We start from the raw sequence: 15461 nt of genomic DNA on the forward strand, positions 1-15461 counted from the left end.
TCAGCCAGGGTGCGCGGGGGCCAGGGCCCCCAGCGCCTCCAGGGCACGGTCGAAATCGATGCGCTCGATGGCCCGGTTCACGGCAGACAGGGCATCGGCAAGCGGGTCGCCGTCCGCCGCCAGCCGTGACACCAGGGCCTCCAGCACGTCGCCCGCGTCGGCGTCGCTGTCCCCCAGCAGCTTGCGCAGGCGCACCAGCAAGGCTTCGGCCTCGGCAGAGCGCGCCACGGCCGGGGCAGGTGCCGGCACGGCCTGTGCGGTGCTGGCCCCGCTGTCCAGGCCGGACGCCTGCAGCGCCTCGATCAGCGGGCGCAGCAGCACCCCCAGCTCGGCCAGCAGCTCCCCGGCCACCGGCGCACGCGCCTCGTGGGCGCCTTCGGCCTCCAGCGCCCCCGCGGCCGATGCGAGCGGCCTGGCACCGATGGTGCCCGCAGCGCCCTTGAGGGTGTGGGCCAGCCGCGTGGCCAGCGGCCAGTCGCCCTGCTGCACGGCGTCGGCCATGGCCTGCTCGAAGCCCGTGTATTCTTCGAGGAACATGCCCAGCAGGCGGCGGTACAGGCGCCGGTCGTTCTGAACGATGCCGAGCCCGACGGCCTGGTCCACGCCGGGCAATTGCGGCAGGTCTGGATCGGCCGCTTTGGCGGTCGGGCGCAGAGGACTGCCCTGCACCAGGGCAGGCGCGGCAGGCTTGATCCAGCGCGCCATGCAGGCAAACATTTCCTCCACCCGCAGGGGCTTGGGGATGTGGTCCACCATGCCGGCCTCGATCACCTTCTCCCGGTCACCGGCCATGGCGTTGGCCGTCATGGCGATGATGGGCAGGTCGGCGAACTGCGGCAGCGAGCGCAGGTGGCGGGTGGCCGTGTAGCCGTCCATCACCGGCATCTGGCAGTCCATCAGCACGCCATCGAACTTGGGGTCCGCAGCGAGCAGGTCTAGCGCCTCCTGGCCGTTGTTGGCCAGCACCACCTCCATGCCGGCCTGGCGCAGCAGCTCCATGGCAAGCTCCTGGTTCAGCGCGTTGTCTTCGACCAGCAGCACGCGCGCGCCCTTGAGCTGCTGCAGGTGCTCGGTCTGCCCCTGGGCCCGGGTCGTCACCCGGTCGGACACCAGGCGCCCGCGGCCCAGCGCCTCGCCCACGGCCTCGAGCAGGGTCGAGGCCGTGACCGGCTTGGTGAGCACCGCGTTCACCCGCGCGCCCCGGCTGTGCACCGCGTTCATGGCCTCTTCGCGGCCGAAGGCGGTCACCATGATCACCGCCGGGGCCGCGCCCCCCTTGAGCGCCTGCATCCGGCGCACGGTCTCGGCGCCGTCCATGCGCGGCATCTTCCAGTCCATCAGCACCAGGTCGTAGGCGAGCGAGCGGCTGTCGGCGCCCTCCACCATGCGCAGCCCTTCCTCGCCATCGCGGGCCATGTCCACCTCCAGGCCGAAACGGCGCGCCATGGTCGACAGGATCTCCCGGGCTGCGGCGTTGTCATCCACCACCAGGACTCTCAGGCCCAGCAGTTCATTGGCATCGAACATGCGCCGGGGCATGGGCTGCGCCTGCAGGCCAAAGTGCACATGGAAGTGGAAGGTCGAGCCCTGCCCCTCGGTGCTCTCCACCCAGATGCGGCCTTTCATCAACTCCACCAGGGTCTTGGAGATCGCCAGGCCAAGGCCCGTGCCCCCATAGCGGCGGGTAGTGGAGCTGTCGGCCTGGCTGAACGACTGGAACAACCGGGCGCACTGCTCGGGCGTCATGCCGATGCCCGAGTCCTTGACCCAGAAGTGCAGCTCGACGTCACCACCTGGCTCGCCCTGCTGGCCGGCCAGCTCGATCCCCAGCACAATCTCCCCCTGCTCCGCGAACTTCACGGCATTGCTGCCCAGGTTGGCCAGGATCTGGCCCAGGCGCAGCGGATCGCCGACCAGCGCGGTGGGCACGTCGTCCGCGGTGCTGAACAGCAGCTCCAGGCCCTTGTCCTCGGCCTTCATGCCGATCAGGTTGGCCACGTGGTCCAGCACATCCTCCAGGCGGAAGTCGACCTGCTCCATGGACATCTTGCCGGCTTCGATCTTGGAGAAGTCGAGGATGTCGTTGATGATGCCCAGCAGGCTTTCGGCCGCCCGGTTGACCTTCTCGATGTAGTTGCGCTGCTTGTTGTCCAGCGCCGTCTGCAGGGCCAGGTGCGACATGCCGATGATGGCGTTCATCGGCGTGCGGATCTCGTGGCTCATGTTGGCCAGGAACTCGCTCTTGGCCCGGGTTGCGTCCTCCGCCATCTCCTTGGCGCGCCGGATGTCCTCTTCCGACTTCTTGCGGTCCGTCACGTCGAAGGCAATGCTGCACAGGCCCGAGATCTCGTCGCCCTGGCGCATCGGCACCTTGGTGACCTGGAAGTGGCGCTCTTCGCCATCCTCGCCCGCCACCTCCTCGGTGACCATGAGCTGCCCCGCCTCCAGGGCCTGCATGTCCAGCGCATGGTAGGACTGACCGCGCCCGGACGGGTCCACCTCGATGGCCGAGTGCCCCAGCACCCGTGCCCGCGCCAGGCCGGTCGCACGCTCCCAGTCGGAGTTCACGTAGGTGTAGGCGCCCTGCACATCCTTGACGTAGATGGCGGAGTTGATGTTTTCCAGCACGGCCTCCATGAACTGGCGGCTGCGCTGCACTTCCTGCTGGGCCTCCTTGCGCCCGGTCACGTCCAGCAGCATCCACACCGTGCCCTTGCCCAGGTCGCCCGGGTCGATGGCCGCGCCGCTGAGCTGGCACCAGAAGCGCGTGCCATCGGCACGCACCAGTTCCTCCTCGCGGTGGTGCTTTTCGCCGCGGGACAATTGCTCGTAGATTTCGCTGATGACCAGGTCGAAGGTTTCGTCGGACGCATACCAGGCACGCGGGGACTGGCCCAGCTGCCCGGTGCCGAACAGGGCGTCGAGCTGGCTGTTTCCGCGCACGACCACGCGGTCCCTGATGAAGGCGATGCCCAGCGTGGTGGCCTCGAACATGGCGGTCTGCTCGGCATTGGCCAGGCGCATGGCCTCCTGGGACTTCTTGTGCTCGGTGATGTCGGTGGCGATGCCGCAGATGCCATAGATCTCCCCGGCCTCGTTGACCAGCGGTGTCTTGGTGGTCATGAACGAGCGCTGCTCCGAGCCATCGGCCGTGGGGATGATCTCCTCGTAGGTGATGGCCTCGCCCCCGTTCAGCACCCGATTCTCCACCGCGACGATCTTGTCCGCCATCTCCTTGGGCCACAGGTCGTACGCGCTTTTCCCCAGGACCTCCTGCTCACTGACACCCACGTATTTCGCGTAGGTGGCGTTCAGCAACTGGTAGCGGCCTTCGCGGTCCTTGAGGGTGATGATGGAGCCGATGCCGTCCACCAGGGTGCGGATCTGGCGCTGGCTGTTGCGCACTTCCTGCTCCACCCGGTTGCGATCGGTCACGTCGCGCACGGAGGCGCATACGCAGACGCCATGGCCACCAATGGCCGGCAGGCGCGACAGGCCGACCTCCACCGGAAACTCGCTGCCATCCTTGCGCACGCCTTTCAGGCTGGAATTGTTGCCCCCCATGTTGCGCGGCAGCCCGACCGCCAGGAAGCCCTCGCGCAGGCCCGGGTGCCTTCCGCGGATGGCGGACGGCACCAGTATTTCCATGGGCTGGCCCACCAGCTCGTGCTCGGCATAGCCGAACAGGTCGAGCATGCGCGGGTTGACCATGATCACCGTGCCGTGCTCGTCCGTGACCATCAGGCCATCGGGTGCGGATTCGATGATGCCGTGGTACCAGGCCTCGGTGGCGGCGATGGAATCCTTTTGCTCGGCCAGCTCATGGGCCTGCCGCTCCAGCGTCTGCGCCTGCGCCTGCGTCTCCTCCAGCAGCCGGTGGGTGGCCACGTTGCGCTCCAGGATCTCCAGGTTGGCGGCCAGCGCGGGCATCAGTGCGTCGAGCAGGGCCTGCTGCGCGGGCGAGAAGGCCTCGAAGCTGGCGATCTCCAGAACGCCCAGCAACTCGTCGCCGCGCTGGATCGGCAGCACGCAGATGCACCGGGGCGCAGCATCGCCCAGGGCCGAGCCGATGCGTACGTAGTCGGCAGGGGGCTGCCTGAGCGTGATGGCGTTGCGCTCCATCGCGCACTGGCCCACCAGGCCCTGGCCCAGCTGGATGTACTGCTCCAGCGACTTGCGTTCGCGGTGGGCAAAGCCGGTCAGCAAGCGCAGGCGGCGCTGGTTCTTCTCGTAGATATAGAGAACCCCGTGCCCTATGTCCAGCAGCGGTGCGGAGAGTGCGAAAAAGCGCTGCGCCAGCTCCACGAAGGACCGGGTCGACTGCAATTCGGCCGAGACGGACGCCGTGTGCGTCTTCACCCACCGCTCTACCTCCAGCTCGCGGGCCCCCTGCTGCAGCACGGCCACGGCGCGCGCCAGTGCGCCCAGGTCGCTGCGGTGCGTGGTATGGGGCACCTCCTGCAGCAGGTCACCGTCGGCAATGCGCTCCACCGCCGTGCGCAGCTCGAAGGCCGGCACGCGGATGGACCGAGCGATCAACCATGCAAAGAGCACGCTGAACAGCGCCCCCCCGGCAAGCAGCACGCCGCCGTTCAGCCGCGTCTGCTGTGCCTGCTCCTGCACCGACCTGAGCGTGGAGCGGGCTCCATCCTCTTTGGTCGCAGCCACGGCTTCCATCGACTGCGCCACGGTGTCGCCCACCACCCCGAACTCGCGGCTGGCGGCCCGCCTTCGCGCCTCCTCCAGTTGCCCTTGGTTGGCAAGCTCCAGCAACTGCTCGATGCTCTTGCGGTACACCGCATAGTTCTGCTCGAAGGTCAGCAGGTTGCGCGTGTTGTCTTCGCGGATGATGCGCCCGCGCAGCTCGCCAAGCTCGCGCAAGATGTCCCGGTGCGATTGGTCCAGCTTCTCCAGGGCCTGCGCCCGGTCGGCCGCCTCCGTGGTGAGCAGGGCGTTGCGCAGGTAGCGGCCCATGCTGGCATAGTGGAACTGGATCGCGCGGGCGTTGGAGATGCCCTGCAGGTCCTTTTCGTACATGGCCTGGATGTCGTTATTGACGCGGGCCACCGTCTGCATGCCCAGCACGCTGAGCACGGCGGTCATGACGAGGATGACGAAGAAGGCAAATGCCAGCTTCGCGGTCAGCGAAGACCGGTGGTAGTGCTGCACAAGCGCATTCATGAAACGCATTCCTCTCTGCACCAGCGCGGAGTCTGGCCCGGCGACCGGCCGCCGGTGGCTGTCATGGATGGAGCACGGACCAGGCCATGCTCAGGGCGTGGGTGGGCTGGCCGGCGTCGTCGCCAGCTCCAGGTGCCGGGCCTTCTCGGCCATGTCCGCATCGCTGTCGGCAAACTTCTGCGCAATGCGCTGGAACTCGTCGAGCATGCCGAGGAAGGCGTCCAGGATGTCCGGGTCGAAATGCGAACCCCGGCCCTCGCGCATGATGTCCACCGCCTTTGCGTGCGGCATGCCTTCCTTGTAGACACGGCGGCTGATCAGTGCGTCGTAAACGTCGGCCACGGCCATGATGCGCGCCGACAGCGGAATCGCCTCGCCCGCCAGGCCCTGCGGATAGCCGCTGCCGTCCCACTTCTCCTGGTGGCCGTAGGCGATCTCCTTGGCGTACTGCAAAAACTCCACCGGCATGCCCAGCTGGTCCTCGGCGTGCTGTATCGCGTCACGGCCCAGGGTCGTGTGCGTCTTCATCACCTCGAACTCGTGCGGCTCGAAGCGCCCGGGCTTGAGCAGAATCCGGTCCGGGATGCCTACCTTGCCGATGTCGTGCAGGGGCGCAGACTTGTACAGCATGTCGATCACGTGGTCGCTCAGCGCCGCGCTGAAGCGGGGGTGGTCTTTCAGCGCCGTGGCCAGTGCCCGCACGTAGTGCTGCGTGCGGCGGATGTGGTTGCCGGTCTCGTTGTCGCGGGTTTCGGCCAGGGAGGCCATGGCCAGGATGGTCACGTCCTGGATGGCAGCCAGTTCGCGCGTGCGTTTTTGCACCTCGGTCTGCAGGAACTGGTTCTGGTCGCGCAGGAAGTCGGCGCCCGCCTTGGCCTGCAACTGCGTGGCCACGCGCGCCAGCACGATGGGCGGGTTGATGGGCTTGGTGATGAAATCGGCCGCGCCCAGCGCCAGCCCCACTTTCTCGTCCTCCGTCCCCGTCATGGCGGTCAGGAAGATGATGGGAATGTCGCGCGTGGCGGGCGCCTTCTTGAGCTGGCGGCACACCTCGTGGCCCGACATGCCGGGCATCATCACGTCCAGCAGGATCAGGTCGGGCGGGGGCGTGCTGCGCGCAATCTGCAAGGCCTTTTCGCCCGAGCCTGCCAGCTTCACGCGGTACTGGTCCTTGAGCAGGCCGGACAGTACCCACAGATTATCGGAAGAATCATCGACGGCAAGTATCAGTGGGCGCAACGCTTCTCCCAATGGTTCTGGCATCACCCGCTCCCTTTATTTATAGGCACTCCACTGACACTACTATCTCCTACCCTTGCCGGTTTGACAAGCATCGCTTGTCCATCCGCGCGGTATGCGTTGTACCAAGGTGCACACCGGCGGGCCACCATGTTCCGTACGCCTTAGGCCGTATTCAGCAGCACGCGTCCATTCCCCATACTCCGCAATACGGACACACCGGCACATGGGTGCAACGCCAGCCACTCCAGCGCATCCGCACCAGCCACGATCTTCCACATGCTCATCGCCCAGCTTTCAGACCCCCATGTGCGCGAAGCCGGCGTGCTCTACCAGGGCGTGGTGGACTCCAACCGCCTGTTCGCTGATGCCCTGGCCCACCTGCATGCGCTGGACCGCCGGCCCGACCTGATCGTGCTGACCGGCGACCTGGTGGACCATGGCCGGCCTGCGGAGTACCAGGAAGTGCGGCGTCTGCTGGCCGCGACCACCATCCCCTGGCTGGCAATGGCCGGCAACCACGACGAGCGCGAGGCCTTCCGAGCGGCCTTCCACGACCAGGCGTACCTGGCCCGCGCAGGGGCGCTGCATTTCTGCGTGGACGACTACCCCGTGCGCATCATCGCGGTGGACTCGTGCGTCCCCGGGCGGCACCATGGCCGGGTGGACGCGGCGGCACTGGCATGGCTCGACGCCACCCTGTCGGAAGCACGCGACAAGCCCACCTTGCTCATGCTGCACCACCCGCCCTTCATGAGCGGCATCCCTTACATGGATACCTATCGCTGCATGGACGCCGACGGCCTTGAAGCGGTGGTGCGCGCCCATCCGCAGGTGGAGCGCGTGCTGTGCGGCCATGTGCACCGCAGCATGCTGCGGCGCTGGGCCGGCACGGTGGTGTGCACCGCGCCCAGCACCACCACCGAGATCTGCCTGCAGCTGCGCCCGGATGCGGCACCTGCCTCGGTCGTCGGCCCGGCGGGCTGCCTGCTGCACCTGTGGGACCCGGTGCGCGGCATGGTCAGCCACCTGAGCCACATCGGGCGCTTCGAGGGGCCCTACCCGTTTGCGTAGCCCGCTGGGCGCGCCAGGCCTCCAGCCTGCGAACGAAGCAAACGGCTGCAGGCACTGAAGCCGAAGCCCTTCGGAGCACAGGGCATGCACCGGCGGCCTTGTCGCCCGGAGAGCGCGCCATGCCCTGGGCAAAGCACTGCCGGCTCCCCCACACCCCACCTTCGGCCATGCAGGGAGCTCTGCAGGAGCCTATCCGCCTGATGGACACTTATCCAAAAATTTGACACAGATCAAATCATCCATAAAATGGACACAAATCTCACCACGCGAACAATCTATTCCAACCCACCGACCCCACGGAGACGACTGTGAACAAGGAAATGTCTGAAACGCTCACCCGCGTAGCCCCCGGCACGCGCATGGGTAACCTGATGCGCCGCTACTGGGTGCCCGCGCTGGCGTGCGCCGAAATACCCGAGCCCGATGGCCCGCAGGTGCGCGTGCAGCTGCTGGGCGAAAAGCTGCTCGCCTTTCGCAACACCGACGGCCAGGCCTGCCTGATCGGCGAGTTCTGCTCGCACCGGGGCGTGTCGCTCTACTTCGGGCGCAACGAAGAGAACGGCATCCGCTGCGCGTACCACGGCGTCAAGTTCGACGGCAAGGGCCAGTGCGTGGACGTGCCCTCCTCGCCCCAGGCCTGCTCGCGCATGCACATCAAGGGCTACCCCTGTGTGGAGCGTGGCGGCATCGTCTGGGCCTACATGGGCCCGGCGGACCTGCAGCCCGCGCCGCCCGAGCTGGAGTGGTGCACCCTGCCGCCCGAGCATGTGTTCGTCTCCAAGCGCCTGCAGTACAGCAACTGGCTGCAGGCCATGGAAGGCGGCATCGACACGGCCCACGTCTCGTACGTGCACCGCTTCGAGGTGGACACCGACCCCATGCACCAGGGCGTGAAGGCGCTCGACTACATCAAGGCCGATGGCAACGTGAAGTTCGAGATCGAGCAGACCCCCTTCGGGCTGAGCCTGTTCGGGCGGCGCAACGGCGAGGCCGATTCGTACTACTGGCGCATCACGCAGTACCTCTTCCCCTGGTTCACGCTGATCGCGCCGTTCGGCGAGCACGCGCTGGGCGGCCATGTGTGGGTGCCCATCGACGACCACAGCTGCTGGGCCTGGAGCATCAACTGGCAGCCTGCCCACCCGCTCACCGCCGAGGAGCGCACTGCGATGGAGGAAGGCAAGGGCATCCACGTCGAGTACGAGGCGCCGGGCAGCTTCGTCCCCAAGGCCAACCGCGACAACGACTACGGCATGGACCGCGTGGCCCAGCGCGAGGACCGCTCCTACAGCGGCATCTTCGGATTCTCGGCGCAGGACTACTCGCTGCAGGAGAGCATGGGTTCCATCCAGGACCACGAGGCCGAGAAGCTGCTGCCCACCGACAAGGCCATCGTCATGGCCCGGCGCATGCTGCACGAGGCGGCCCTCGGCCTGGAGCAGGGCCAGACGCCCCCAGCCCTGGATGCCCGCGAACAACACGTGCGCCCTGCCGGCGTGCTGCTGCCCAAGGACCAGGACCCCGTGGCCTGGGCTCGCGAGGAACTGGCCGACGCCACGAAGAAGCCGGTCTTCAGCCTCTGACCCAAGCGCCCCAGCGGGGCGCCCGCACGATAGACAACAACGGAGACAGCGATGCAAAACCCCATGAAACTCGCCGCCACCCTGGCGCTACTGGCCTGCGCGGCCCCTTCTGCCTGGGCCCAGGCCGCCGCAGCCACCGACTGGCGCCCGACCAAGCCGGTGCGCATCGTCGTGCCCATCACCGGCAGCACCAACGACGTGCTGGCGCGCATGATTGCGCCCAAGCTGCAGGAGGCGATGGGCCAGCCCTTCTTCGTCGAGAACAAGCCGGGCGCGGGCGGCAACATCGGCGCCGCCGAAGTGAGCCGTGCGGCCCCGGACGGCCACACCCTGCTGATCGGCTACAACGGGCCGCTGGCCATCAACGCCACGCTGTTCGACAAGATGCCCTATGACCCGCAGAAGGACCTGGCGCCCATCACACTGGCCGTGAAGTCGCCGCAGTATCTGGTGGTGAACCCGGACACCGGCATCACCGACGTGCGGGACTTCATCGCCAAGGCCAAGGCCGACCCGAAGAAGTACGCCTACGGCTCGGTCGCCATGGGCAGCGCCTCGCACCTGACCATGGAGATGATGAAGTCGGCCGCTGGCTTCCAGATGACGCACGTGCCCTACCGCGGCGCAGGCCCGGCCATCACGGACCTTATCGCGGGCAATATCCAGGCCGGCTTCTTCGTGCCGGGCAATGTGCAGGGTTTCGTCAAGGAGGGGCGCCTGAAGCTGCTGGCTTCCACCGGTCCCAAGCGCTTTCCGAGCACGCCGGACGTCCCCACGCTGGCCGAGTCGGGCCTGAAGGATTTCGAGGCCACGTCGTGGATCGGCCTGCTCGCGCCGGCAAACACGCCGCCGGCCATCGTCAACAGCTACCACCAGGCGATGGTGCGCATACTGAACTCGCCCGACATCACCAAGCGCCTGCAGGAGATGGAGTTCGAGGTCGTCGCCAGCACGCCCAAACAGTTCAGCGACTGGATCGCCACCGAGATCACGCGCTGGGGCAAGGTCATCAAAGCCACTGGCGCGAAAGCAGACTAAGACGATGCGCAACGAACTCCGACTCGCAGGGCGCACCGCCCTGATCACTGGTGCGGGCGCGGGCATCGGCGCCGCAGCCGCCCATCTCTTTTGCCGCGAAGGCGCCGCCGTGCTGCTGGTGGACGCCAACGGCGAGGCGCTCGAACGCACACGAACGGCCATCGAAGAGGCCCTGCCCGGCGCACGCCTGGCCTGCGCCACGGCCGACGTGGCCGACGAGGCAGCCGCCCTGGCCGCCGTGCAGCAGTGCGCCACGCTGTGGGGTGGTCTCGACATCCTGGTGAACAACGCGGCCATGCGCAACTACAGCGCCGCTGCGGACGCCACTGCCGCCGAATGGCATGCCATGGTGGGCGTGAACCTGGTGGGCATGTCGAACTACTGCCGCGCGGCCCTGCCGGCGTTGCGCAAGGCGGGCATAGGCAGCATCGTCAACGTGTCATCCTGCTACGCCGTTACGGGCCGCAAGGGCATGGCGCTGTACGACGCGACCAAGGCCGCCCAGCTGGCGTACACGCGCAGCCTGGCCTTCGAGGAAGCCCCGCACGGCGTGCGCGCCAACGCGGTGTGCCCCGGCTCCACGCTGACCGACTTCCACGTCGGCCGCGCGCAGGGGGCGGGCAAGAGCGTCGAGCAGCTCAAGGTGGAGCGCAAGGACACCTCGCTGATCGGCCGCTGGGCATCGCCCGAAGAGATCGCCTGGCCCATCCTCTGGCTCGCATCCGGCGAAGCCTCGTTCATCACCGGCACCACGCTGATGGTGGACGGTGGCCTGCACATCATGTGAGAGCGCCATGTCCTCCAGCTCCCTTCAGGCATTCGTTCAGCAGCTGCGGTACGAGGCGGCGGGCACCGTCAGCGTGGAGCTGCGCCCGCTGGCGCCGGCCACGGCCTTCGCGCAGGCGGTCGAAGCCGGTGCCCACATCGACCTGCACCTGGCCGATGGCCTCACGCGCAGCTACTCGCTGACCAACCCCGGCGAAAGCCACCGCTACGTGGTGGCCGTGGCGCTGGACAAGGCCAGCCGCGGGGGCTCGCGCTTCGTGCACGAATCTCTGCGCGTGGGCCGACAGATCGCCATCGGCGGGCCGCGCAACCACTTCGCGCTCGACGAAGCCGCGCCCTACAGCGTGCTAGTGGCCGGCGGGATCGGCATCACGCCCATCTACGCCATGCAGCAGCGGCTGGCAGCGCTCGGGCGCCCGGCCCACCTCATCTACTGCGCGGGCAGCCGCCAGAGCGCGGCCTTCGTGGCCGAGATCGAGTCGCTCGCCGCCGCCTCCCAAGGCCGGCTCACGGTGGACTGGCATTTCAAGGACGAGCGCGGCACGCGCGCCGACCTGCCCCACCTGCTGGCCGGCCACCCCGCTGGCACGCACTTCTACTGCTGCGGCCCCCTGCCCCTGCTGGATGCCTATGAGCAGGCCTGCGAACAGCTGGGCCTGGCCCATGTGCACCTGGAGCGCTTTGCCGCCGCGCCGCTGGCCGCGCCCCAGACGCCCCAGGACGGCTATGCCGTGGAGCTGCGCAAGTCCGGCAAGACCGTGCACGTGGCGCCCGGCATCGCGCTGCTGGACGCACTGATCGACGCCGGCATGAACCCCGAGTACAGCTGCCGCGAGGGGGTGTGCGGCGCCTGCGAGGTCAAGGTCATCTCGGGCGATGTGGACCACCGCGACCTGATCCTGAGCAAACAGGAGCAGGCGGCCAATCGGTCGATGATGGTCTGCGTCTCGGGCTGCAAGTCGGGAGTCCTCGTGCTCGACTGCTGAACACCGCCACCCATGCAAACGCCGGCCGTTGCGCAATGCAACGGCCGGCGTTCCTTGTTGGCAAGCGTCAATCCAGCAGTTCTGGCTGCTCGGCAATCACCTTGTCCATCAGCGGCTGCATGGCGAACCAACCCGCGCGGTGCGAGCCGACCTGGCGCGCCGTGGCGGCGGCCGTGGCCGCGTCGATCTCCACGGGCGAACCCACCGCGCAGGCCAGCAGGTACTGCTCGAAGGCGCGCTCCATGCGCAAAAACCAGAAGACCGCCTCGTCCACCGAATGGCCCACGGTGAAGTGCGCGTGGCTGCGGCAGATCACGGCCTTGCCCTGGCCCAGGCTCTGGGCGATGAGGTCGCCTTCGGACAGCTCGCTGGCAATGCCGCCATAGGCCTGCATGACGGCATGGTCGCCGTAGAACGCGCAGGCCTCCTGCGTGATGGGCGGCAGCGGCCGGCCCAGCGAGGCAAAGGCCGTACCGTAGCGCGAATGCGAGTGCGCTGCCGCCACCACATCGGGCCGCGCGCAGTGGATGCGCGAGTGGATGGAGAACGCCGCCGCATTCACCGGGTGCTTGCCCTGCACGATACGCCCGTCGTGGTCGATGAGCACCAGGTCGGACACCTTGATGCGGCTGAAGTGCAGGCCCAGGGGGTTGACCCAGAAGTGGTCCGTGAGGATCGGGTCGCGCGCACTGATGTGGCCCGCGATGCCCGCGTCGAAGCCATGCATCGCGAAGATGCGAAAGCCTGCGGCCAGGCGCCGCTTGAGGTGCAGCCGCTCGTCCTCCTGGCTGGTGAAGACGGGCGGGGTGGGCCAGTTCAGGCCTGTGCCGGTGACCTGCAGCAGCACCTCGGGGGTGGATGGTTGGGTGGTGGCGGGCATCGCTTGGCCTTTCAATCGGCCTTCACGCCGCTGCGCCGGGCGGCCTCTTTCCAGCGCACGATCTCGCCGTCGATCTGCTCGGAGAACTGCGCCGGGCTGCTGGAAGCAACGGGCGTCACCCCCAGGGCCTCCAGCCGCTGCCTGGCCTCCGGCGTGGCCGCGATGCGCTCCACCTCCGCATGCAGGCGCTTGACGATCTCGGGCGGCGTGTTGGCCGGCGCGAACAGGCCGCTCCAGAGCGTGATGGTGGCGTCGATGCCCAGTTCCTTCATCGTCGGCACGTCGGGGTACTGCTTCATGCGCTCGGCGGAGGTCACCGCCAGGGGCTTGGCCTTGCCGCTGTTGATGCCCGTGGCCGCCGGGCCTGCGTCGATGATGGTCATGGACACCGTCTTGGACATCACCGCCGTCACCGACTCCATGCTGCCCTTGTAGCCGATGTGCGAGAACTTCGCCCCCGTGGCCTCGTTGAACAGCTCGGTGATCAGCTGGAACGACGCCGCGCTGGCCCCGTAGTTGGAGCGCTCGGGGTTGCGGATCGAGGCCTCCACCAGTTCCTTGACGTTGCGCGCCGGGTCGTCCTTGTTGGCGATCAGCACCAGGGGGAAGGTGCCGGTCAGCGAGATGGGCGCGAAGTCCGTGGGCTTGTAGGGCAGCTTCGCATACAGCGCGTGGTTGAACACCATGGGGCCGCTGGCGCCCATGAGCAGGGTGTAGCCATCGGGCTTGGCGCGCGCCACGGCCTGGGCACCGATGATGGAGGCGACCCCGGCGCGGTTCTCCACGATGACCGTCTGCTTGAGCACAGGCTGCAGCTTTTCGGCCAGGAAGCGCGCGATCACGTCGTTGGCGCCCCCGGGCGCATAGCCCACGATGATGGTGATGGGCTTGTCGGGCCACTGCGCCGCGGTGGCGCCCATGGAGGCGCCCATGGAAGTGGCCAGGCAGGTGAGTGCCAGGAGGGTCTGGGTGGCTCGGCCGAGCCCGGTGGTTGCGTGCGTCATGTGTCTCCTTTTTATGCTTGTTTGGGGAATGTCCGGTGGAGTCCCACCTATCGTGGCATGCGGCCTGCCATCAGGCCACTTCCACGTCGATGACGCTGGGGCCCTGGCGCTGCAGGGCCTGTGCAAGCGCTGGCTCGACCTGCTCCCAGCGGTCCACCTTCTCGCCAAAGCAGCCCTGCGACGTGGCCAGGCCGCTGAAATCGATGCCGGGGATGTCGATGCCGACCAGTTTTTCACTCGGCGCGAAGCCGAGCACGCCGGCAAAGCGCTTGAGCGCCGCATAGCGGCGGTTGTTGAGCACCACGAAGACCACGTTGGCGCCCTGCTGGGCAGCCGTCCACAGGCTCTGGATGCTGTACATGCTGGAGCCGTCGCCAATCACGCAGATGACACGCCGGTCGCGCCGCGCCATGGCGATGCCCACGGCCGCCGGCATGCCGTAGCCCAGCCCGCCGCTGGCCATGGTGTAGAAGGTGCCGGGCTCGGTGATGGGCAGGTACTGGTGCATCACCACGCGGGCCGTCGGCGCCTCCTCGACGATGATGTCGCGCGCATCACGCAGCCGCGACAGGGTCTGCAGCACGTAGGCCACGCTGGTGGGGCTGGTGCCCTCGGCCAGCGCGGGCCGGGGCCGGCGCGGCACGTCGGCCGCGAGCCGCTCGCCCAGGCCCTGCAGCAGAGCCTGCAGCCCCAGTCGCACGCTGCCCTGCACCGCAATGCCCTGGGGCACGGAGGCGGCGGCCTCGGCGTCGTCGGTCAGCACCGCCAGCATGGCGCCCTCGGGCAGGTGCGAGCCTTCGGCATCGCGCTCCACATGGTAGGTAAACGCAGGCCCGCCCACCACCAGAACCAGGTCATGGCCGTGCAGTTGCTCACGGATGGCCGCCGCCGAGGCGGGCAGGAAGCCCTGGAAGTGGGGATGTGTCTCGGGGAAGGAGGCGCGCGAGGACATGGGCGCCGCGAAGACGGCAGCCTGGCAAGCCTCTGCCAGCTGCACTGCTTCGGGCCAGGCCGACTCCCGATCAATGGCCGCGCCCACCACCAGGGCGACGCGCCGGCTTCTGCCGATCAGCGTGCGCAGCCGCTGGATCTGCGCCGGGTCGGGCGCCACCACCTGGCTGACTTGCGCCGCCATCAGCGGCTGGCAGCCCCTGTCCCAGTCGTCGGAGGGCACCGACACCAGCACGGGGCCGCGTGGCTGCTGCATGGCGATGTGGTAGGCCTTGCGGATGGCTGCGGGCACGTCCTCCGCACGCGCGGGTTCGATGCTCCACTTCACGTAGGGCTGGGGCAGCTCGGCCGCGCGGCGCGAGTTCAGATACGGGTCGAAGGGCTGGATCGAGCGCGACTGCTGGCCCGCGATGATGACCAGCGGCGTCTGGTTCTTGAAGGCAGTGTAGATGTTGCCCATGGCGTTGCCCACGCCGGCAGCCGAGTGCAGGTTCACGAACGCGGCGTTGCCGCTGGCCTGCGCGTATCCGTCGGCCATGCCGACCACCGAGGCCTCCTGCAGGCCCAGCACGTACTCGAAATCGTCGGGAAAGTTGCGCACCATCGGCAGCTCGGTGGAGCCGGGGTTGCCGAAGATCTTCGTGCAGCCCACCTCGCGCATCAGCTGGTAGAAGGTGTCGCGCACGGTGGGCAGGGCCAGTCCCTGCAGGGCCTCGGTCGTAATTGGGGATGAATTCAT

Annotated in this window: 10 protein-coding genes; 5 read left to right on the forward strand and 5 right to left on the reverse strand. The window is 68.0% G+C overall.

Annotated elements, in window-relative coordinates; translation table 11 throughout:
- Both ACSQ9E_RS17500 and ACSQ9E_RS17505 read right to left on the reverse strand, forming a co-directional pair.
- The gene (locus tag ACSQ9E_RS17500; protein ID WP_057204697.1) at positions 1 to 5181 is read right to left on the reverse strand and encodes a PAS domain S-box protein; all 5181 of its coding nucleotides are present in this window, start codon (positions 5179 to 5181) and stop codon (positions 1 to 3) included.
- 90 nt (positions 5182 to 5271) lie between these two features.
- Positions 5272 to 6444 carry an HD-GYP domain-containing protein gene (locus ACSQ9E_RS17505; RefSeq protein WP_436218642.1) on the reverse strand — a complete coding sequence of 391 codons (1173 nt, stop codon included), beginning with the start codon at positions 6442 to 6444 and terminating at the stop codon, positions 5272 to 5274.
- A 255-nt stretch (positions 6445 to 6699) separates the two neighbouring features.
- Between ACSQ9E_RS17505 and ACSQ9E_RS17510 the strand changes: the two genes are divergently transcribed.
- The 5 genes from ACSQ9E_RS17510 (at position 6700) to ACSQ9E_RS17530 (ending at position 11887) form a co-directional block, all read left to right on the forward strand.
- Complete coding sequence (locus tag ACSQ9E_RS17510; protein WP_436218643.1) at positions 6700 to 7494, forward strand: phosphodiesterase; 795 nt, start codon at positions 6700 to 6702, stop codon at positions 7492 to 7494.
- A 308-nt stretch (positions 7495 to 7802) separates the two neighbouring features.
- Positions 7803 to 9077, forward strand: coding sequence for a Rieske 2Fe-2S domain-containing protein (locus tag ACSQ9E_RS17515; protein WP_436218644.1), 1275 nt, complete (start codon positions 7803 to 7805; stop codon positions 9075 to 9077).
- A 51-nt stretch (positions 9078 to 9128) separates the two neighbouring features.
- Positions 9129 to 10115 carry a Bug family tripartite tricarboxylate transporter substrate binding protein gene (locus ACSQ9E_RS17520; protein ID WP_436218645.1) on the forward strand — a complete coding sequence of 329 codons (987 nt, stop codon included), beginning with the start codon at positions 9129 to 9131 and terminating at the stop codon, positions 10113 to 10115.
- Positions 10116 to 10119: 4 nt separating this feature from the next.
- Positions 10120 to 10902 (forward strand): SDR family NAD(P)-dependent oxidoreductase, encoded by a 783-nt coding sequence (locus ACSQ9E_RS17525; protein WP_436218646.1) that lies wholly within the window; start codon positions 10120 to 10122, stop codon positions 10900 to 10902.
- A 7-nt stretch (positions 10903 to 10909) separates the two neighbouring features.
- Positions 10910 to 11887 carry a PDR/VanB family oxidoreductase gene (locus ACSQ9E_RS17530; RefSeq protein WP_436218647.1) on the forward strand — a complete coding sequence of 326 codons (978 nt, stop codon included), beginning with the start codon at positions 10910 to 10912 and terminating at the stop codon, positions 11885 to 11887.
- Between the two features lie 67 nt (positions 11888 to 11954).
- Here ACSQ9E_RS17530 and ACSQ9E_RS17535 read toward each other — a convergent pair whose 3' ends face one another.
- The 3 genes from ACSQ9E_RS17535 to mdlC form a co-directional block, all read right to left on the reverse strand.
- Positions 11955 to 12767 carry a class II aldolase/adducin family protein gene (locus ACSQ9E_RS17535; RefSeq protein WP_436218648.1) on the reverse strand — a complete coding sequence of 271 codons (813 nt, stop codon included), beginning with the start codon at positions 12765 to 12767 and terminating at the stop codon, positions 11955 to 11957.
- 11 nt (positions 12768 to 12778) lie between these two features.
- Positions 12779 to 13771: a Bug family tripartite tricarboxylate transporter substrate binding protein gene (locus ACSQ9E_RS17540; protein ID WP_436218649.1), complete on the reverse strand. Its 993-nt coding sequence runs from the start codon at positions 13769 to 13771 to the stop codon at positions 12779 to 12781.
- A gap of 70 nt (positions 13772 to 13841) precedes the next feature.
- Positions 13842 to 15461, reverse strand: coding sequence for a benzoylformate decarboxylase (gene mdlC / locus ACSQ9E_RS17545; RefSeq protein ID WP_436218650.1), 1620 nt, complete (start codon positions 15459 to 15461; stop codon positions 13842 to 13844).

Origin of the sequence: Acidovorax sp. LjRoot118 (assembly GCF_964253575.1) — a bacterium.
GTDB lineage: Bacteria > Pseudomonadota > Gammaproteobacteria > Burkholderiales > Burkholderiaceae_C > Acidovorax.

What these genes read in the sequence shown, in the direction of transcription:
- ACSQ9E_RS17500 (WP_057204697.1), bottom strand. Translation starts at nt 5,181, where the DNA reads ATGAATGCGCTTGTGCAGCACTACCACCGGTCTTCGCTGACCGCGAAG.
- ACSQ9E_RS17505 (WP_436218642.1), bottom strand. Translation starts at nt 6,444, where the DNA reads ATGCCAGAACCATTGGGAGAAGCGTTGCGCCCACTGATACTTGCCGTC.
- ACSQ9E_RS17510 (WP_436218643.1), top strand. Translation starts at nt 6,700, where the DNA reads ATGCTCATCGCCCAGCTTTCAGACCCCCATGTGCGCGAAGCCGGCGTG.
- ACSQ9E_RS17520 (WP_436218645.1), top strand. Translation starts at nt 9,129, where the DNA reads ATGCAAAACCCCATGAAACTCGCCGCCACCCTGGCGCTACTGGCCTGC.
- ACSQ9E_RS17525 (WP_436218646.1), top strand. Translation starts at nt 10,120, where the DNA reads ATGCGCAACGAACTCCGACTCGCAGGGCGCACCGCCCTGATCACTGGT.
- ACSQ9E_RS17530 (WP_436218647.1), top strand. Translation starts at nt 10,910, where the DNA reads ATGTCCTCCAGCTCCCTTCAGGCATTCGTTCAGCAGCTGCGGTACGAG.
- ACSQ9E_RS17535 (WP_436218648.1), bottom strand. Translation starts at nt 12,767, where the DNA reads ATGCCCGCCACCACCCAACCATCCACCCCCGAGGTGCTGCTGCAGGTC.
- ACSQ9E_RS17540 (WP_436218649.1), bottom strand. Translation starts at nt 13,771, where the DNA reads ATGACGCACGCAACCACCGGGCTCGGCCGAGCCACCCAGACCCTCCTG.
- mdlC (WP_436218650.1), bottom strand. Translation starts at nt 15,461, where the DNA reads ATGAATTCATCCCCAATTACGACCGAGGCCCTGCAGGGACTGGCCCTG.